This window comes from Pseudoalteromonas sp. PSi26 (genome assembly GCF_054960575.1).
Genome location: NZ_JBHNYT010000008.1, coordinates 13,655 through 32,775 on the forward strand (window position 1 = coordinate 13,655; position 19,121 = coordinate 32,775).

A 19,121-nucleotide genomic window follows, 5' to 3' on the forward strand; every position below is an offset into this window, starting at 1 on the left:
TTATGGCTCTAAATATTGATTAATTATGGTCAATGTTTTTTTAATGGCGCCTTGATTTTTTAATACGCACTGCTGTGCTTTACTCCCTAAAGTTTGGCAGGCTTTAGTGTTTTGGCTTAGATTAATTAATTGTGTAGCAAGTTCATCGGTGTTTTCAACAACGATAGCCCCTTTAAGTTTAATTAGCTCAGGGTAGATATGATCAAAATTATACGTTTGTGGGCCAGTTATAACACCGACCGAGAAAGCTGCCGCTTCAAGTGGGTTATGCCCGCCGCGGCGAATTAAACTGCCGCCTACATAACTGACATTACCAGCACCATATAAACATTGCAGCTCGCCAAGTGTATCAGCTAATAGTACTTGCTCGTTTTGATAGCTATTGTTGCTGCGACGACTAAAGCTAAGCGTGCTTTGAACTAACGTATCGGCTACTTTATCAAATTGCTCAGGGTGTCGAGGGGCAATAATTAAAAGCGAATTAGGGTGTTTTTTTAATAGTTGCTGGTGGGCATTTAATATCATTTCGTGCTCAAGTGGGTGAGTAGAGCCTGCCACCCATACAAAACGCTCTTGGGTTTTATATTGTGCTTTAAGATTTGCTACTTTAGTTAGTTGCTCATTGCTTGGCGTAATGTCGAACTTTATTGAGCCTGTAACATGGCTTTTTGAGGAGGTTAAACCTAGCTCAATAAACCGCTTGGCATCTTTGTGATTATGGCTTGCAAGTACCGTGATTGAACGCATAATTATTTGCGTTAACTTAGCCACCTTTTGGTACCCTTGTTGCGACTTTTCGCTCAAGCGAGCATTAAGCACCAGTACCGGAATATTCTTTTTATGGCTTATTGCCATTAAGTTGGGCCAAAGCTCGGTTTCTAATATGCATAGTGCTTGTGGGTTTATACGTTTTAAAAATCGGGCGGTCGAAAACGGGATGTCCATAGGTAAATAACTACACGCCACGGTGTTTTTAAATTGATTAATTATTTGCTCGCGACCTGTAGGGGTATTACAGGTAATAAGTATATTAAGCTTTGGGTGTTGTTTTTGCAGCGCTTTAATAAGTGGTGCAGCAGCAAGTACCTCACCTACAGAGGCGCAGTGCACAACTAACGGTTTACCTTTACTTGTAAATAAGCTTTTGCCCACAAAGCCAAAACGCTCTTTAAAGTGTGCACGGTAGCCTTTGTTTTTTTTACCTCTTAATACATATAAGTAAAATACAATCAGCGGGCTAATTAAAATTAAAGCGAATGAGTAAAAAATGCGTGCCATACTGAACTTTTATTGAGGTAAGTGCCCTTAGTTTAACGCGAAAGTGATAATTTCTGAACATGTAGAGCACTAAATTATGTTCCAGTTCAGCTATATTCCTATAAAATACACACAACTAAATAAAACTGTGGAATAATGGATTCAATTTTTTCCTGCCATTTCAGTTCCTAGAGGAATTTTTCATGTCAATTATCGATTCTGTGGCAACAAGCTACGTTGAAAGTTTAAACCGTCATCAAGCCTTATTTGAAACGATGGAGGCTTATCATCAAGAGTCTATGCAGTTATTAGAAGTATGCCATAGTGCATTACAAGCTGGTGGTAAGGTTATTTGGTTTGGTAACGGCGGAAGTGCTGCAGATGCTCAGCATTTGGCGGCCGAATTTGTGGTACGTTATAAATTAGAACGCGGACCGCTTGCGTCTATGGCGCTCACAACCGATACGTCAATTCTGACTGCGCACAGTAACGACTACCACTTTGATACGGTATTTGAGCGCCAAGTTCAGGCACTGTGTAAACCAGAAGATTTAGTTATTGGTTTAACAACCTCAGGTACCAGTGCAAATATTAATTTAGCACTTGAAGCCGCTAATAAAATAGGCGCGTTTACGGTTGCATTAACAGGCCGTGATGGCGGAAAAGTAAAAGACATTGCCAAGCTTCCAATTATTATCAAAAACGATGAAACAGCACGTATTCAAGAAGCGCATATGTTTATTGGCCACTGGTTATGTGAAGCCATAGATATGGTTGTTGCGGAGCAGCAGTAATGGATTTATCGCTATTAAAAAACTTATCTAAAGCGCGTATTTTAGTAGTGGGTGATGTAATGCTCGATCGCTACTGGTACGGCGACACTGGGCGTATTTCACCAGAAGCACCAGTCCCTGTTGTTAAGGTAAGCAAGTTTGAAGACAAAGCCGGTGGTGCTGCCAATGTTGCTAAAAACATCGCTAGGCTTGATGCCAAAGTAGGGCTACTTGGCTTAATTGGTGAGGATGAAAGTGGGCAGATTTTAGAAACAATTTTAAAAGGTGAAAAAATATGCTCACAACTTGTGAGTGTATGTGATTTACCGACTATTTCTAAAATGCGCGTTATTAGCCGACATCAACAACTTGTACGCCTTGATTTAGAAGAAACCTTTAGCGAGCAACATAGCCAGCTGTTATTAAACCGCTTAGAGCTGGTGCTTGATGAATACGATTTTGTGGTGTTTTCTGATTACAGTAAAGGCTCACTCAGTTTAATTAAAGAGATGGTGAGTATTGCAAAAGCGGCGGGTAAAACCGTACTTATCGATCCTAAATCGCCAGACTTACATTTGTACGAGGGCGCAGATTATATTACGCCTAACTTACATGAGTTTAATTTAGCGGGTGGTAAAACCGGCTCTGAAGAAATTTTAGCTCAAAGCGCCCGTGAGCTTATTAGTAAAAATGGTATTAAAGCCATGCTACTTACACGCTCAGAGCAAGGTATGTCGTTAATTAATGCCGATGAAAAACACGACTTTGCAGCTCAGCAATTAGAAGTGAGCGATGTAACTGGCGCAGGCGATACCGTAATTGCAACTTTAGCTGTAATGCTTGGGGCAGGTATGGCCCCTAAAGATGCAGTAGAAATTGCTAATTTAGCCGCCGGTATTGTAGTAAGTAAACTTGGGGCAGCCACAGTGTCACCAGAAGAGCTAAGCCAAAAGCTAGGCCAATACTTACACACTAATGGCGAGCACTACCAAACTCCGTTTGATGATGTACTGCAGCATATTGAGTTTGCAAAGCAAAACGGCGAAACCATTGTATTTACCAATGGTTGTTTTGATATTTTACACGCAGGTCACGTGCGCTACTTAGCACAAGCTAAAGCGCGTGGAGATAGGCTCGTTGTTGGGCTAAATAATGATGATTCAATCACTCGCTTAAAAGGCCCCGAGCGCCCGATAAACCCGCTTGATGAGCGCGCAATGGTATTAAGTGCACTTGCCTCTGTAGATTGGGTTATTCCGTTTGGCAGCGCTGAGGAAAACGATACACCCGCTAAATTAATCGAGCAAATAAGCCCTGATATTTTAGTGAAAGGTGGCGATTATACCGTAGAGCAAATAGCCGGTGCCGATCATGTACTGCGCCATGGCGGCAAAGTAGAAGTGCTGACGTTTTTAGATGGCTGCTCTACATCAAAAGTGATTAGTAAAATAAAGCAGTAAGTATATTTTGCGTATAAAAGAGGGGATGAAAGCGTTGCTATCATCCCCTTTTTTTAAAGCCTGAATAAAGTGTATTTAAAATACTGGCTAAAAGTTATATTCGTATTTAGCAAAGGCAGATGTGTCATTTTCTGCATCGTCATTTTTAGATGCAAAAGCACCTAATGTTAAACGCCCACCCATGGTGATTTTTCTGTAACGAAGTTCAAGCTGTTTTGAGTTATAACCCGTTTTAGTAATTGTATTACCTATATCAGGATTATCAGGTGCTTTATCACTATTATCGCTATTGTAATCCACGCTACGTAATTTTACCTGCCAGTCATCACCATTCGAGAGTTGACCTAATAAAGTTAATACTACAGATTGCGCATCATTATCAAACGTTGAGCCTATGGTACGGCCATGGTAACGGTAACCTGATTTGTAATCTGAGTGCTCGTAATAACAGTTTTCATTCGTTGATTCAGCTGCACACGAAACACCCGTATCTATGTATTCTACATTCACTAATACATTTTGATCGTAAATACGTTGGGTCGTTTGCACACCAAATAAGTAAGCTCGGTCAGCAGGTTTAAATTGTGAGCTGGCATCCTCACCTATGGTGCTGGCATAAATGGCGTATGGGTGGCTAAACAATGTGTCAGACCAGCGAATATCGAGGCCTGCAAGTTGATTTCCAATTTTAGACTCTAGCTGACTATCGCAATTTTTATTGCCGTCAATACAGTTAGTTTGCCCAGTAATAACATCAATAAAGTCACCAGCAGAGCTTGGTTGCCCTTCGCCGGCCCATTGTGCAGACCAACTTACCGCTATTTCCAACTCTTGAATTGGGCGAATATTTAAACGGCTGCTCCATAGTAACGCATCAGGAATTACGCGGGTTGATTCGAGCTTTGCCATTTGTGCTGTGAAGCTCCATTGCCCTATCCAGTTTAACCAAGGTGTTTCAAACGCAGTGCTTTGCTCACGCGTTACACTCAGAGCAGGTAGTGGCTTTGCATTACCTGACATAATTAAACTGTTATCAACACCTGGGCCCCAAAATTGCTCTACGGCGCCGGCTCTAAAAATCCAATTACCTAAGCGGTATGCTAAATAGCTATCGTCAAATGAAGTGTCGTTACAATCTTCAAGCGCTTGAGCATCTAAGGCTATATCATCAGTTGTTTTCCCTTCAATTAAACACTTTTTGCCATCGTTTCGGTAGTTAATAGCAATCTTTGCTGCAAAATTATCCCCAAGGTAAGCGTATGCTGCGCTTAATTCAGATTTTTGAGTGTTGGTCGCGCCAAAGCTCCATTGAATACGATATTCCTGAATGCATTAATGTCGATAGTTTATTTTCTGATAGGGCTTCAAAAGTCGATCGATTTTGGAAAATAAATAAAAGCGTTGCGAAGTTAGAAGCCTGGTTTAACAATAAACAAAGAGATATAGGTACTATAGATTTAGTACTTTCCAACCTTGATAGAAGCAATAATTTACTCGCTAAAAGCACGGTTAAAAATGTGCATTTTGTTGTGCATAACTCAGTAAATGCAGAGCTGGCTAGGCAAAAAAAATTAGGCCCGTTTTCTTATCGCTATCTTAAAAAATCAAAGCAAAACTTAAATGGTAAGTCACTCGTTTGTGTATCTAAAGGGGTAGAGCAAGAAATCATCGAAGGCGATTTAATTACCCCAAGTGCAATAACCACTATTTATAACCCCTTTAATTTAGCCGAAATAAAACGCCAATCTGATGACCTCAATGTAACTATTCCGCAGTCGCCTTATTTGATTCATGTAGGGCGTTTAGCTAAACAAAAACGCCACGACATTTTATTTGCGGCATTTGCCAAGCTTGATAAAAAATACAAATTGGTTCTTTTATGTAACAAACCTAGCAAGGCAATTAAGCTTGCAAAAGAGTATGGCATTGCAAAGCGATTAGTTGTCCCCGGGTTTGAACAAAATCCTTATAATTGGATTAAGCAGGCTGAAGCATTGGTATTGAGCTCTGACTTTGAAGGGTTGCCAACAGTATTAATCGAAGCATTAGCTGTTGGCACGCCGGTAGTAAGTACTAATTGTACGTTTGGGCCTAGCGAAATCTTAACAGGCGAGCTGGCTAATTACTTAGTGCCTGTAGGAAATAGCAAAGAGCTAGCGGCTAAAATAAAACTCGTTTTAGCAAATAAGCCAAATGTCGAAAGCGCCGATATTTTGAATAAAGTGAATGCTGAGCTAGTAGCTCAGCAGTATTTGGCTCTACGCAGATAGTTTTTGGCTGTAAAGGGCATTTAACGTTTCCCAATCATTGCTTTGCCAATTAAAGATGCTATTACGGCCTTGCTCTTTTGAAAATGAACGCTTTAAGCGCGCTAAATTACTTTGTTGCCATTGCGGGTTAGGAACTTTTAACTCCCCGCGATCAAAGTCGATAATATATACGTCGCCGTCTTCATTAAATAAAATATTATTGATATTTAAATCGGCGTGATATACCCCTTTGTTATGAAATAGCGCAATAGTGTCGGCTATGCTTTCAAGCTCACTACTATTTAAAGGGCGCTCAATTAAAATGTCGAGCAGGCTTTTAGCGCCGCTTACCGCTTGTGTAATTATATCGCCGCGGTAAATCAAACCACTAGTGCTTACTCTGGCTGCAATTGGCTTAGGCACATTTAGGCCGAGTTCAATGAGATTTATCATTAAGCTGAACTCTTTACATACGCGGGTGTTTTTAAGGCCAAGGTAGAGGTATTGATCGCTTAATACCTTACCAACCAAACCGCCGCGCCAATAATGTCTAAGTACAGCCGTTAAATCCTCGTGTTTAAAGAACCATGCTGTAGCGCGGCCTTTTTTAGCGCCCACTATTTTATTTTGCTGTTGCCAATAAGTTGCATCAAACCAGTTTATATCAACAAGGTTAAAATAGTCTGGATGGCTTAAAATAGTGTGCTTGCCTTGCGTTAGTGTTTTAAACATAGCTCGTTAAAATAATTCAATAATAGGTATATATTAACGTGTTTTATGGCGCAGGATAAGAGCTTGCATTAACGCGAGTATAATTTAAGATCCCAGCATACTATTTAAAGCCTAACGGAATGTGTGACTCAAGTGCCTAACTACTCCTCTATTTGTATTTTAAGACTCTCTGCTATTGGTGATGTATGTCATGCTGTTAGTGCTGTTCAAGCAATTCAAAAAGCGCACCCTAATGCAAAAATAACCTGGGTAATGGGTAAAGTAGAGGCTATGTTACTTGCTGATTTACCAGGCGTAGAGCTGGTGATCTTTGATAAAAAAGAAGGTAAGGCTGCGCTTAAAAAATTAAAAAACACCTTTAATGGTAAGCAGTTTGACGTGCTTCTTAATATGCAGGTGGCATTAAGAGCAGGCTTTGTAGCACGCTGTATACCTGCAAAAGTAAAAATAGGCTTTGATTGGGCACGCTCAAAAGAACTACACAGTTTGTTTATAAATAAACGTATAGCCCCACAAAAAGAAGCACATGTGCTAGAGGGATTTAAAGGCTTTGCGGGGGCAATTGGTGTAGATGATTACACGCCTACTTGGCAGATGCCTTACAGCGCACAAGATCAAAACAAAGCAGATGAATTACTAGGGCAAGAGTATTTAGCCAACAAGCTATTTGTAATTTCGCCAGCGGCTAGTAAAGCTCAGCGAAACTGGTTGCCTGAACGTTATGCTGTACTTGCTGACTACGCGCACGAGCAAGGTTTTAATGTTGCTTTAACCGGCGGGCCTACTGAGCTTGAAGTAAATTTAGCGAATAACATTATAAAACATAGCAATAGCCCAATTTTAAATTTAGTTGGTAAAACAAAGCTTAAAGAGCTGCTATGTGTTTTAAAAAGAGCTGATTTAGTCCTTGCCCCCGATACTGGCCCTGCTCATATGGCAGTAACGGTTGGCACACCAGTTGTTGGTTTATATGCTCACTCGAACCCTGCACGCACTGGCCCTTATTTATATCAAGATTATGTGGTAGAGGTTTATCATCAAAATTTACTTGAGCAAACGGGTAAAACTGCGCAGCAAGTCCCCTGGGGTACCCGAGTTAAAGGGGATGATTTAATGAGCCAAATAACGACAGATAGCGTAAAAACAATGTTTGACCATGTTGTGAACAAAGAGGGGCTTGAATGAGTATTAAACTACATAAAGCGCTTTTTTTAGACCGTGACGGCGTGGTGAATGTAGACCACGGCTATGTATATCAAAGTGAAAAGTTTGAATTTATTAAGGGCATTTTTAGTACCTGTAAAACATTTTTCGACGCGGGCTATAAAATTATAGTAGTCACAAACCAATCAGGCATTGGGCGAGGTTATTATAATGAGGCTGAATTTAAAGCGCTTACTCAGTGGATGAAAACGCAATTTAGTGACCACGACATTAAAATTGCCGATGTTTATTTTTGCCCGCATCACCCTAAAAAGGCGTTGCCCGAATATTTAAAGCAATGTTATTGCAGAAAGCCAGCCCCAGGCATGTTGCTGCAAGGCATAAAGGAGCATAATATCGATCCTGAGCAGAGTATTATGGTTGGTGATAAGCTCAGTGACATGCAAGCTGCTCAAAAAGCCGGTATTGCAACCCGAGTATTAGTGCGCTCGGGGCAAAGCTTTGACGAAAGCGCAAAGCAAAATGCCGATTTAGTGATTGATTCAATAGATGATTTAACTAAACGTTTACCGTTATAAAACACGCTTTATTTAAGCGTGTAAACTGGCACATATTCCTTACATTGAGCGCGTTTGCGACGAACTGCAAACCGTGCATTTTTCTCGTTAAACTTTTACAATACACACCATCATAAACAGTGGCATCAACGTTGTTGTTTACCCGTTCAATTAAATGGAGACTACAGATGAGAGCATCTGCTTTTTTTAGCCAATTACAAGAGCAAATTGAAGACGTTAAAGCCCAAGGCCTTTATAAAAGCGAGCGTATAATTACCTCGCAGCAACAAGCTCAAATTGAAGTAGCATCTGGCGATAAAGTTATTAACTTTTGTGCTAACAACTACTTAGGTCTAGCAAATAGTCCTGAGTTAATTAAAGCAGCGCAAGGCGGTTTAGACGACCACGGTTTTGGTGTGGCCTCTGTGCGTTTCATCTGTGGTACGCAAGACATTCACAAAACACTTGAGCAAAAAATTAGTGCATTTTTAGAAACCGAAGACACCATTTTATACTCTTCTTGTTTTGATGCTAATACAGGCTTGTTTGAAACTATTTTAGGTGCTGAAGATGCAATTATTTCTGATTCACTTAACCATGCTTCGATTATCGATGGCGTTCGTTTATGTAAAGCTAAGCGTTTTCGCTATGCAAATAACGACATGGCTGACCTAGAAAAGCAATTAATTGCCGCAGACGAAGCTGGCGCTAAAACAAAGTTAATTGCCACTGACGGCGTGTTCTCTATGGACGGCGTAATTTGTAATTTAGAAGCCGTGTGCGATTTAGCAGATAAGTACGATGCGCTTGTTATGGTTGATGACTCTCACGCTGTAGGTTTTGTTGGCGAAAATGGTAAAGGTACACCTGAATACTGTAACGTACTTGACCGTGTAGATATAATTACTGGTACATTGGGTAAAGCGCTGGGCGGCGCATCAGGTGGTTACACCTCAGGTAAAAAAGAAATTGTTGAGTGGTTACGTCAGCGTTCTCGCCCATATTTATTCTCAAATTCATTAGCACCATCAATTGTAACTGCATCAATTAAAGTACTAGAGATGCTTGAAAATGGTGGCGAACTTCGCGCTAAGCTTTGGTCAAATGCAAAGTACTTCCGTGAGCAAATGGAAGCGGCGGGTTTTACTTGTGCAGGTAAAGATCATGCCATTATCCCCGTAATGCTAGGCGACGCTAAAGTAGCATCACTTATGGCAGACAAATTACTTGCAGAAGGCATTTACGTTACGGGCTTTTCATTTCCAGTTGTACCAAAAGGCCAAGCACGTATTCGTACGCAAATATCAGCAGCGCACAGTATAGAGCAGCTAGATACAGCTATTGCAGCCTTTACCCGCATTGGCAAAGAAATGGGCGTTATTTAATTTTTTAAAACTAAGAAATGACTTGGTTTTTGTGAGCGTAAATTATGAAAGCATTATCTAAATTAAAAGCAGAACCGGGTATCTGGATGACAGATGCACCTAAGCCTGAAGTGGGCCATAACGATCTGTTAATTAAAATACGTAAAACAGCGATTTGTGGCACCGACGTTCATATTTATAAATGGGACGAGTGGGCGAGTAAAACAATTCCTACACCTATGGTTGTTGGCCATGAGTACGTTGGTGAAGTGGTTGATATGGGTCAAGAAGTTCGCGGCTTTTCAGTGGGTGACCGGGTATCTGGCGAAGGTCATATTACCTGTGGGCATTGTCGAAATTGTCGTGCTGGTCGTGTGCATTTATGCCGTAATACCACAGGTGTTGGTGTTAACCGAGAAGGCGCGTTTGCTGAGTACTTAGTCATTCCAGCATTTAATGCATTTAAAATTCCAGACAACATATCTGACGATTTAGCCTCTATTTTTGACCCATTTGGCAATGCTGTACACACAGCACTTTCGTTTGACCTAGTAGGAGAAGATGTACTAATTACTGGTGCCGGTCCTATAGGTATTATGGCTGCAGCTGTTGCAAAACATGTAGGCGCGCGTCATGTAGTAATTACTGATGTTAACGAGTACCGATTAGAGCTTGCCCGCAAAATGGGCGCAACTCGCGCGGTGAATGTTGCAAATGAAAAGCTTGAAGATGTTATGACCGACCTAGGCATGACAGAAGGCTTTGATATTGGTCTTGAAATGTCGGGTGTGCCAAGTGCATTTAATTCAATGCTTAATAATATGAACCATGGTGGCAAAATTGCCATGCTCGGTATTCCACCATCAGACATGGCAATAGATTGGAACCAAGTCATTTTTAAAGGTTTAGTGATTAAAGGTATTTATGGTCGCGAAATGTTTGAAACCTGGTACAAAATGGCAAGTTTGATTCAGTCAGGTCTTAATTTAAGCCCAATCATTACACATCAATATTCTGTAGATGACTTCCAAGCTGGCTTTGATATGATGATTTCAGGTCAGTCAGGAAAAGTAATTTTAAACTGGGATTAATTCCAAAAAAATTGCAAGAAGGGCGGCTATGGCCGCCTTTTTTATTTTATTTATTAAAGAGAGTTCAATGGCATTTAAACATATATCTATTGCGCAAACGCATGAGTTATTAGACAAAGAAGACGTAGTAATTGCAGATATACGCGATCCTAACTCGTATCAAGCAGGCCATATTCCGGGGGCAGAGGCACTATCGAACGCAAACATTGCCCAGTTTATGATGGAAAAAGAGTTTGATCAGCCCATTATTATTGTTTGTTACCACGGCATGAGTTCGCAAGGTGCTGCTAGTTACTTAGTTGAGCAAGGTTTTGAGGATGTATATAGCATGGATGGTGGCTTTACAGCCTGGGAAGCGGCCTACAGCGAGAAAGTTGAACGATGATAGAGCTTGGCAGTTTAAATAACCCGCGTGCCGCACAAGGCTTTATAGATTATTTAAAAAGCCAAGGTTTAGACGGGCACTTACATTCAACTGATGGTAGCCACGTTATTATTAGCGTATCTGAAGAGCATTTTCATCAGGTACAGCCGCTTTGGGCTGAGTTTACTCAAAACCCAGGCCATTCTCGTTACCAGCAAGCTTCTTGGAGTGTAGGTAGTACGCAATCACCTTTAAAATACCAAGGGCAATCGCTTAACCTTAAAGCGCGGTTCAAAGCGCTGAGTTGGCTTAATCAATCGGTAAGTGTACTCAGTATTGTTATTTATGTTGCATTTTTACTGGGTGGTTTCGAGAGCATTTATTCTGCATTACAGTTTAACCCCTCATACCCATTGACGTGGTTTACGCCAGCCTTGGTTCACTTTAGTGCTATACATATTGTGTTTAACTTAATTTGGTGGATATCGCTTGGTGACAATATTGAAAAACAATGCGGAAAATTGAGCTTAATTGGCCTGTTTTTTATTACTGCTTTAATTAGTAGTTGGGCGCAATATTTAATTGTTGGGCCTAATTTTGGTGGGCTAAGTGGCGTGGTATACGGCTTACTGGGGTATTGCTGGATCCATAGCTTTTTAAATCCACAAAAACCCGCATTGGTGAGTACCTCAATTGTAGGTTTTATGCTTGTTTGGTTAGTGCTTGGTTTTGCTGATGTGTTGTTTGTTGGAATGGCAAATTGGGCACATTTAGGGGGGCTAGTGAGCGGAATGGCGTTTGCCTACACCGCTCAACTGTTCACTAAAAAGCATACAAAATAGTTGAATTTAGTGATATAAATACTTAGTAAATAGTACTTCACGTATAATTTCCTGGCCTGTTTCTTCTTTTAACAGGCTTTTTAACTTTTCTATACATTTTGCGCGAATTTCTTCTCGGCCAGTCAATGACTTTATTTTTTCTTCTGGCTCTTTCGAAAAAATCTCTACAATAGCATCTCTTAATAAAGGGGTATGATGTTCAACAATGGCAATGTCTGAATTGTTACTAAGCATTAGGTCAACGGTAACGCGCACGTAACCCATTTTTTTACTTGATGCGCCAATATAATTAGTAATTATGTCAGGTTCAAAACCAAAATAACCAACCGTTGACTCTGCACGGGCACTTAGGCTCACTAAACTCATAATTAATGTAAGAAGACCTACGTATACTATTTTTTTCATATTTAAAGCGTTTCCGAAAACCTGTTGTAAATAGTTTATACTTAATAATAGGTAATAAACAGCGCCAAGCAATTATTTATATTAGTTACTTAGGTTGGTGAATAGGCACTTTTTCAAATGCTTAGGCAATGTTATCATTTACTTGGATTATATTTTATTGAGTTATTGTGACAACTTTTCCTTTATCTTTATCAGCTAACTGGCTATCGGATATACAAACCGATGACTTAACACCTACAGAGCAAGAATGGCTTTTTGAGCCGCATTCTTTAACTGCTAAACTAAAAAGTAAAGCAACCTCTTTTAGTGTAAAAGTACTCAGCGAACAGGCGTTTAATTTAAGTCATGAACAACAGCAATTACTAGGCTGTAAAACGTCATCGGCGTTAAACCGAGAGGTGCTTTTGTTGTGCGATAATAACCCCATGGTTTACGCTCAAAGTTGGCTGCCAAATAACCAAACGCACAACTCGCTTCATAATATGGGGGAGCGCCCTTTAGGCGATGTTATTTTTCAACAACCTGAGCTTGTTCGTCAAAATATTGAAATCGCGCGTTTTGATAACAAACATCTATTACAGAATTTGGTTACCGAGCTAAATTTACCAACTCAAACATTATTAGGCAGGCGTAGCGTGTTTTCGTTAAATGATTACCAATTTTTGGTGGCGGAAGTATTTTTACCTGGGGCGTACCTTTACTCATGAAATTAGCAGGTATAAAAGCAAAACATTTTCCTTATTATTTACAGCTTATGCGTGTTGATAAGCCCATAGGTACTTTATTGCTTTTATGGCCAACCTATTGGGCTTTATGGCTTGCAAATAGTGGGATGCCGAGCTTAGTTAATTTTACAGTGTTTACTTTGGGGGTTGTAGTAATGCGTAGTGCGGGCTGCGTAATAAATGATTTTGCAGATAGAAAAATAGATGGTTCTGTAAAACGCACAGCTCAACGTCCTCTTGCATCTGGTACGGTAGCAAGCGGAGAAGCGCTAAGTCTATTTTTATTACTGATCACTTTAGCATTTATTTTGGTTTTAATGCTGAGCTTTAACACTATTTTATTGTCTGTTGGTGCACTTGCGCTCGCGTTTTGCTATCCGTTTATGAAGCGATATACCCAGTTGCCACAAGTCGTGCTGGGTGCAGCATTTGGTTGGGCAATTCCAATGGCTTATATGGCATCTATTGATGCATTACCTCTACAGGCTTGGTTGCTGTTTGTTGCTAATGTATGCTGGACGGTTGCGTACGATACCATGTATGCCATGGTCGATAGAGATGATGATGTGAAAATTGGTGTTAAATCGACTGCTATTTTATTTGGTTGTTTCGACCGTCATATCATTTTTATTTTAAATGCTCTATTTATTGCATTTGTTGCCTATATTGGGTTAGTTAACCAGTTAAATATGGCTTTTTGGGCCGGATTACTTATAGCCACAGCATTACTCATTTACCAACAAGTATTAATTTTAAAGCGAGATAGAGACGCATGCTTTAAAGCTTTTTTAAATAATCATTATGTTGGTATGGCTATTTTTATTGGTTTACTGCTCTCGTACCCCATTAACATTTAGTTATATTAACGAGGTGGATCAATAATCCCGCTAATTGATGCGTTTTTTCTAAACCAGCCAGCAATTGAATACCGATTATCTACCGCTGGTAATACTTCGTGGACAAAGCGCTCGCTTTCAAATAAAACTAACGTTCCTGCCTCTGGCGCAATGCTTACTTCAACCACTTTGCTTTTGGGCTTATAAATAACAAGCTCACCGCCCTCATTGGGCGTGTTTAAGTATAAAACGCTGGTAAATACTCTATTTGAGCGTCCTTTAAAGGCATCGACATGCTTTTTATAAAAATCACCGTGAGTGTATTTTGCGTAGTGGCATTCGTAATCAAACAGCCCCATAAAAAAAGTGCGATTGAGCGTTGTGCGAATACTCTCCATAACAGCTAGGTAGGTTAATTGTGCTTGGGACGAACCATCAAACCAATAAGTTTTATCTTTTCGAATATTATCGTCAATTTGTAAATGATTTAAGCGACCAATACCTGCATGGCTAAAATGCGGATTTATGCGATAACAATCAGCCATTAAATCAGCTATTAATTCTTTGTTTAAGGCATTGGGAATAACTGTATAACCGCGGCTTTCAATATCGTTATAAAACGCACCATCGGCTGAAAAGTTGATCATTTATGTGGTTCTTTTTTTGAAGGTGCGCCAGTTTAGCCGAAAAAAAGTAAAAAGCTATTGTTTTGTGCCGCACCTATTTCAAAAATAACAATGGATTAATTAATTGTTGTTGCTGCTTTTTTAATAAGCGAAAGCAAATGTGCTAAGTGTTCAGTAACAGCTGTTTGTTGATTTGTTTGAACAACTAACTGCTCATGGCTTAGATCTTTATTTGTTTTTAACTGAACCAGGTCAGTGTGTTCTGCCACAGTGTTTGCATGTTCAATGCTGGCGATTGCAAAACTATCGGATTTAATAATGCCGGAGATAACCTGTTCAATACTGCCCATTTTGATAGTTGATGATTTATTTAAAGAATCAATGGCCTCGTTCAGCATATTTTGAACTTGTTTTGATTGAGAGAAACAACCAAAGGCTGAATAAGAGTCTAGTTGTTGTTTGCTTATGTCATTTTTTTGGGCAAGCGGATGATGCTTAGATACAAATAAAATAAGCTGATCAGGCAAATGAATATCACTACCAATGCTATTTACAGCTTGAGAATAAACGCTAATGTCTATTTCACCTTCCTGAAGCTTGCGTGTTAACTCGTGTTGTTCTTGCAATTGCATCTCGATTTTTACATGTGGGTATTGCGCTAAAAATTGACCACATGAAATAGGTACAATGTTACTCGCTTTATTTGTGTAACCAATAATGAGTTTTTCATCGGCATTGCCATGAACAGATTGAAACAAGCGCTTTTTGGTGTTTTCTAATTCGCTAAGTGTATTTTTGGCGTAATCAAGAAAGAGTTTGCCTTCAGGAGTCAGTTTTACTGAGCGGGTTGAGCGCGTAACTAGCTCGTAGCCCATTTCATCTTCTAGGGTTTGAATACTACGGGTAAGTGCAGAAGTACTAATTTGCGTTTTTTCTGCGGCTTGTCTGAAGTGACGTAACACACCCAGTGCTACAAATTGTTCTAATTGCTCAAATCTCACTTTATAGTCCCTTTTTATAAGTAAGTTATGATGTAATAACACATCAATTTTTTGTCTGTTTTATCTGTCTAAATTATTAATAAATATATGTAAATTTAAAAAAGATAAGCTACACAATATATCTGTTTGCACAATAATAAAAGTGTAAAGATGTTAAAAAGTATTAACCTTTAGACTAAAGACTAATATTTTTTTATTCACCTAACATCCTTATCTGGCAAAGTTAATACTAAAAAGCAGGTATAAATCTATAAATAAAAATACTAAGTATATTTAATTTGCTAATTAATGAAAAAGTATGCCACAAAGTAGGGCATTGATTAAGCAATAAATTATAATATTTGCACGAATTTTAGTCTTTTAGCTTGTTTTATTATCAAAGTTTTTGTTTGCTCTGTTACTTAATGGTTTGTTTTCAATATTTTGAAGTTCAATTTCTATCGCATCACATGAAATATGAATTTCAAATAAAGACGTTAATAAAGATAAACTTAAACAGGTTAGGCTTACGCCAAATAAAATAATTCCTGTTGTATTAAACTCAATAAAAAGAGCAAACATAGACAGGGTACATAATAAAAAAGAGCCTACACCGTAAACTTGCATGGTTCTTATAAGCTTTATGCGCTTTCTTAAATTGGTGATTTGCGCAACCACTACAGGGCGAATTGACTCGCCTTCTCTGGCATTTAACTCTCTTATTAATTGCGCAAGTACTAAAAATCGGTTTGTATAAGCAAGAAGTAACAAAGATATAGCTGGAAAGAGTAGACCCGGAGTTGTAAGTGTCATGCTTGCGCCTTTTTTGAATATTGTTTAATAAATTTCTCAATACCTTAAGGTATTGTACACACAAAATAATTGAGGTCGATATTGCAAATTTATAAAAACACAACAGATAGTGCATTTAATTGGATAACAATTTACAAGGCAGCCAACACGTTAGAGGCTAATATTGTTAAGGGGTTAATTCAAGCGGGTGGAATAGAGTGTAAAGTTGCAGGAGAAATGCTTCAAGGTGCACTTGGGGAAATTCCATTCGATCAGGCGCAAGTTAGTGTGCAGGTTTATGCGATAAAAGAGCGCCATGCGCGACAAATATTGGTAAACTATCAACAAGTAAAACAATCCGCTCCAGATTGGGTTTGTCCTAACTGTAATGAGCATAATGGATCAACATTTGATTTTTGTTGGTCATGTGAGACGTTAAAGAATGACTAAAGCAAATAATTTTCAGCGTATTAGAGAGCTAAACTATTTACAAAAAGCGGTATTAGCAAGTGCGCTAATTGAACGTATGTTGCCAAATTATGGTTTATTTAGTGAGGCTACGGGGTTTGGTGATGAAAAGTTGCTTCGTAATGCGCTTAATGTTTGTTGGGAAAAAATCTTACTGCCAAAAAGTAAGATTGACTTAGAAAAGCAAGTTGAAAAAGTAGAACCTAATGTCCCAGAGCTTGCTGAATTTGATATGTTTGGTACATACCCAGCTATTGATGCGGCAACGTCATTACTAAGCTTGATGCATGGTTTAATGGCACAAGACGATAAAGAGTTCGTAAGTGTTAGTAAAATTTCGCAAGCAACCGTTGCGCGCTTTATTGAATACCAAATGACAGTTGAAGGTGAAATTGCAGATAACACCGCTGTTAGGGAACACCCTTTGATGCAGTATGAAATTGAAGTGTTAGCTGAGCTTATTGATTTTGTTGAAAATATGGGGCGTATTACTTCAGAAAGTGTAAAGGCGCTGAAAAAATTTGCTGTTGTTGATGGTCAAACAAATATTGGTTTGGCGTTATAAACAAATTAAGTAACTTGAACTTTGGTTAAGTAGTGAAAAAAAGCGGGAGAAGTACAATGCGAATTTTAGGCATTGAATCGTCATGTGATGAGACTGGTATTGCAATTTATGATGACGAGAAAGGTTTATTAGCCCATCAATTATACAGCCAAGTAAAAGTACATGCTGACTACGGTGGTGTGGTTCCTGAGCTTGCGTCACGCGATCATGTGCGTAAAACTCTACCTCTTATTGATGCAGCGTTTGCTCAAGCGGGTTGTGGCCCTGAAGATCTAGATGGTATTGCTTATACCGCTGGCCCTGGCTTGGTTGGGGCGTTGTTAGTGGGTACCTCAATTGGCCGCTCTTTGGCTTATGGCTGGGGTATTCCTGCTGTTGCGGTTCATCATATGGAGGGTCACTTACTTGCTCCTATGCTTGAAGAAAACGTACCTGAATTTCCGTTCATTGCGTTACTTGTTTCTGGTGGCCATACCATGATGGTAAAAGTTGAAGGTATTGGTCAATACGAAGTACTGGGCGAGTCTGTTGATGATGCTGCAGGTGAAGCGTTTGACAAAACAGCTAAGTTATTAGGTCTTGATTACCCAGGAGGCCCTCGCTTAGCTAAATTAGCAGAGCAGGGTGTGCCAAAGAGATTTATCTTTCCTCGTCCAATGACTGACAAGCCAGGCTTTGATTTTAGTTTTAGTGGCTTAAAAACTGCGGCGTCGATTACCATTCGTGAAAATGCCGAAGACGAGCAAACTAAAGCTGACATAGCTCATGCATTTCAAACTGCCGTTATTGATACGTTAGTTATTAAATGTAAGCGAGCGCTAAAGCAAACAGGAATCAAACGTTTGGTCATTGCAGGTGGAGTAAGCGCAAATACCCAGCTTAGGCTTCAGCTTGAGCGTGTGATGCAAGGGATGAAAGGTGAGGTTTATTATCCGCGTACAGAGTTTTGTACAGATAACGGCGCCATGATTGCTTATGCCGGAATGCAGCGTTTAAAAGCAGGTCAGTTTGCAACTCTCGATATGAAAACAAAGCCACGTTGGCCAATAGACAGCCTCGAGCCCATTTAATTTAACGGGTTATGTTGGTTTATTTTCATCGGTGGGGGCGTTTTTAGCCCCCACTTTTGGTTCTTCGCCCGCAAATAACCTAACTATATTTGTTCTATGGCGAAAAATAATGAGCACCGTGATAAAAACCACTGGCAATGTATATAGGGGCTTAATTAACCACGTATAAAGCGGTGCGAGTAAAACGGTGACTAGGGCGGCAAGTGAAGAATAGCGACTTACTGCAACTATAATTAGCCAAGTAGTAATTAATAACCCAGCTAGGGATAAACCTATTGGGAGTAAAGCCCCAAATGCTGTTGCGACGGCTTTACCGCCTTTAAAATTAAAAAATACAGGGTACATGTGACCTAAACAGGCGCCTACGGCAACTAAGCCAAGTACCAAAGGCTCAAGTTGTAAAAAATAAGCCCCCCACACGGGTATCGTGCCTTTTAAAATATCAAAAACAAGAACTAAAACAGCAGGGAAAGCGCCACCTAAGCGGTAAACATTAGTTGCGCCTGGATTATTTGAGCCATGTGTACGGGGATCTTGAAGTTTAAATAGACGCGACACTAAGATAGCCGATGAAATCGACCCAAGTAGGTACGCTAAAACAAACATCAAAATAGCTAACACATAGTTCCTTATATTTTTATCGTTATACCCATTACATTTAATGCAATTAACATCGTTTTTGGGCTATTATTGGCGGCAAAATTTATCGTGAAAATTAATATACTTCTACCAAATTTAGCTAAACGCGTTATTTTGCTATTGTAGAAGGAATTTTTACATATTTAAACACTGATTAAAGCA

Annotated in this window: 21 protein-coding genes and 1 pseudogene; 14 read left to right on the forward strand and 8 right to left on the reverse strand. The window is 39.5% G+C overall.

The window, feature by feature from the left end; all coding sequences use genetic code 11:
- Complete coding sequence (gene waaA / locus ACFI34_RS10265; RefSeq protein WP_462673406.1) at positions 1 to 1,278, reverse strand: lipid IV(A) 3-deoxy-D-manno-octulosonic acid transferase; 1,278 nt, start codon at positions 1,276 to 1,278, stop codon at positions 1 to 3.
- A gap of 182 nt (positions 1,279 to 1,460) precedes the next feature.
- On the opposite strand from waaA, the gene ACFI34_RS10270 reads away from it, so the two are divergent.
- Together ACFI34_RS10270 and hldE are read left to right on the forward strand one after the other, a co-directional pair.
- A complete protein-coding gene (locus ACFI34_RS10270) occupies positions 1,461 to 2,051 on the forward strand; it encodes a D-sedoheptulose-7-phosphate isomerase (RefSeq protein WP_006791589.1) in 591 nt (196 codons plus the stop codon).
- Positions 2,051 to 3,490: a bifunctional D-glycero-beta-D-manno-heptose-7-phosphate kinase/D-glycero-beta-D-manno-heptose 1-phosphate adenylyltransferase HldE gene (gene hldE, locus ACFI34_RS10275; RefSeq protein ID WP_462673407.1), complete on the forward strand. Its 1,440-nt coding sequence runs from the start codon at positions 2,051 to 2,053 to the stop codon at positions 3,488 to 3,490. The genes ACFI34_RS10270 and hldE overlap by 1 nt, the downstream gene beginning before the upstream one ends.
- Positions 3,491 to 3,577: 87 nt before the next feature.
- Here hldE and ACFI34_RS10280 read toward each other — a convergent pair.
- Positions 3,578 to 4,795 (reverse strand): annotated as a pseudogene (locus ACFI34_RS10280) (capsule assembly Wzi family protein); the annotation flags it as partial.
- Between ACFI34_RS10280 and ACFI34_RS10285 the strand changes: the two are divergent.
- On the forward strand, positions 4,750 to 5,760 hold the full coding sequence (locus ACFI34_RS10285; RefSeq protein ID WP_462673408.1) for a glycosyltransferase: 1,011 nt from the start codon (positions 4,750 to 4,752) through the stop codon (positions 5,758 to 5,760). The pseudogene ACFI34_RS10280 and the gene ACFI34_RS10285 overlap by 46 nt on opposite strands.
- Here the strand turns inward: ACFI34_RS10285 and ACFI34_RS10290 are convergent.
- The gene (locus ACFI34_RS10290; RefSeq protein WP_462673409.1) at positions 5,749 to 6,471 is read right to left on the reverse strand and encodes a 3-deoxy-D-manno-octulosonic acid kinase; all 723 of its coding nucleotides are present in this window, start codon (positions 6,469 to 6,471) and stop codon (positions 5,749 to 5,751) included. The genes ACFI34_RS10285 and ACFI34_RS10290 overlap by 12 nt on opposite strands.
- 123 nt (positions 6,472 to 6,594) lie before the next feature.
- On the opposite strand from ACFI34_RS10290, the gene ACFI34_RS10295 reads away from it, so the two are divergent.
- The 6 genes from ACFI34_RS10295 (at position 6,595) to glpG (ending at position 11,853) form a co-directional block, all read left to right on the forward strand.
- Positions 6,595 to 7,656, forward strand: a complete 1,062-nt coding sequence (locus ACFI34_RS10295) for a glycosyltransferase family 9 protein (RefSeq protein WP_462673410.1) — start codon at positions 6,595 to 6,597, stop codon at positions 7,654 to 7,656.
- A complete protein-coding gene (gene gmhB / locus ACFI34_RS10300) occupies positions 7,653 to 8,213 on the forward strand; it encodes a D-glycero-beta-D-manno-heptose 1,7-bisphosphate 7-phosphatase (RefSeq protein ID WP_462673411.1) in 561 nt (186 codons plus the stop codon). The genes ACFI34_RS10295 and gmhB overlap by 4 nt, the downstream gene beginning before the upstream one ends.
- Before the next feature lie 167 nt (positions 8,214 to 8,380).
- Positions 8,381 to 9,577, forward strand: a complete 1,197-nt coding sequence (locus ACFI34_RS10305) for a glycine C-acetyltransferase (RefSeq protein WP_006791581.1) — start codon at positions 8,381 to 8,383, stop codon at positions 9,575 to 9,577.
- 44 nt (positions 9,578 to 9,621) lie between these two features.
- Positions 9,622 to 10,647, forward strand: coding sequence for an L-threonine 3-dehydrogenase (gene tdh, locus ACFI34_RS10310; protein WP_462673412.1), 1,026 nt, complete (start codon positions 9,622 to 9,624; stop codon positions 10,645 to 10,647).
- Between the two features lie 67 nt (positions 10,648 to 10,714).
- Positions 10,715 to 11,032 (forward strand): thiosulfate sulfurtransferase GlpE, encoded by a 318-nt coding sequence (gene glpE / locus ACFI34_RS10315; RefSeq protein ID WP_243531466.1) that lies wholly within the window; start codon positions 10,715 to 10,717, stop codon positions 11,030 to 11,032.
- Positions 11,029 to 11,853, forward strand: coding sequence for a rhomboid family intramembrane serine protease GlpG (gene glpG / locus ACFI34_RS10320; protein WP_462673413.1), 825 nt, complete (start codon positions 11,029 to 11,031; stop codon positions 11,851 to 11,853). The genes glpE and glpG overlap by 4 nt, the downstream gene beginning before the upstream one ends.
- Positions 11,854 to 11,859: 6 nt before the next feature.
- Here the strand turns inward: glpG and ACFI34_RS10325 are convergent, their stop codons facing one another.
- A complete protein-coding gene (locus ACFI34_RS10325; RefSeq protein WP_006791577.1) occupies positions 11,860 to 12,258 on the reverse strand; it encodes a flagellar basal body-associated protein FliL in 399 nt (132 codons plus the stop codon).
- Between the two features lie 167 nt (positions 12,259 to 12,425).
- Between ACFI34_RS10325 and ACFI34_RS10330 the strand changes: the two genes are divergently transcribed.
- Positions 12,426 to 12,965, forward strand: coding sequence for a chorismate--pyruvate lyase family protein (locus tag ACFI34_RS10330; RefSeq protein WP_462673414.1), 540 nt, complete (start codon positions 12,426 to 12,428; stop codon positions 12,963 to 12,965).
- Positions 12,962 to 13,840, forward strand: coding sequence for a 4-hydroxybenzoate octaprenyltransferase (gene ubiA, locus ACFI34_RS10335; protein WP_462673415.1), 879 nt, complete (start codon positions 12,962 to 12,964; stop codon positions 13,838 to 13,840). The genes ACFI34_RS10330 and ubiA overlap by 4 nt, the downstream gene beginning before the upstream one ends.
- Before the next feature lie 5 nt (positions 13,841 to 13,845).
- Here ubiA and ACFI34_RS10340 read toward each other — a convergent pair whose 3' ends face one another.
- The 3 genes from ACFI34_RS10340 to ACFI34_RS10350 form a co-directional block, all read right to left on the reverse strand.
- The gene (locus tag ACFI34_RS10340; RefSeq protein WP_462673416.1) at positions 13,846 to 14,466 is read right to left on the reverse strand and encodes a 2OG-Fe(II) oxygenase; all 621 of its coding nucleotides are present in this window, start codon (positions 14,464 to 14,466) and stop codon (positions 13,846 to 13,848) included.
- A 95-nt stretch (positions 14,467 to 14,561) separates the two neighbouring features.
- On the reverse strand, positions 14,562 to 15,446 hold the full coding sequence (locus tag ACFI34_RS10345; RefSeq protein ID WP_462673417.1) for a LysR family transcriptional regulator: 885 nt from the start codon (positions 15,444 to 15,446) through the stop codon (positions 14,562 to 14,564).
- A gap of 360 nt (positions 15,447 to 15,806) precedes the next feature.
- Complete coding sequence (locus tag ACFI34_RS10350) at positions 15,807 to 16,238, reverse strand: DUF2721 domain-containing protein (RefSeq protein ID WP_006791572.1); 432 nt, start codon at positions 16,236 to 16,238, stop codon at positions 15,807 to 15,809.
- A gap of 81 nt (positions 16,239 to 16,319) precedes the next feature.
- On the opposite strand from ACFI34_RS10350, the gene ACFI34_RS10355 reads away from it, so the two are divergent.
- The 3 genes from ACFI34_RS10355 to tsaD are packed head-to-tail and all read left to right on the forward strand — an operon-like array spanning position 16,320 to position 18,320.
- Positions 16,320 to 16,667 (forward strand): putative signal transducing protein, encoded by a 348-nt coding sequence (locus tag ACFI34_RS10355; RefSeq protein WP_462673418.1) that lies wholly within the window; start codon positions 16,320 to 16,322, stop codon positions 16,665 to 16,667.
- Positions 16,660 to 17,250 (forward strand): YjaG family protein, encoded by a 591-nt coding sequence (locus ACFI34_RS10360; protein WP_462673419.1) that lies wholly within the window; start codon positions 16,660 to 16,662, stop codon positions 17,248 to 17,250. The genes ACFI34_RS10355 and ACFI34_RS10360 overlap by 8 nt, the downstream gene beginning before the upstream one ends.
- A gap of 56 nt (positions 17,251 to 17,306) precedes the next feature.
- Positions 17,307 to 18,320, forward strand: coding sequence for a tRNA (adenosine(37)-N6)-threonylcarbamoyltransferase complex transferase subunit TsaD (gene tsaD / locus ACFI34_RS10365; protein WP_462673420.1), 1,014 nt, complete (start codon positions 17,307 to 17,309; stop codon positions 18,318 to 18,320).
- Positions 18,321 to 18,329: 9 nt separating this feature from the next.
- Here tsaD and plsY read toward each other — a convergent pair whose 3' ends face one another.
- Positions 18,330 to 18,941 (reverse strand): glycerol-3-phosphate 1-O-acyltransferase PlsY, encoded by a 612-nt coding sequence (gene plsY, locus ACFI34_RS10370; protein ID WP_462673421.1) that lies wholly within the window; start codon positions 18,939 to 18,941, stop codon positions 18,330 to 18,332.
- Positions 18,942 to 19,121 lie beyond the last annotated feature (180 nt).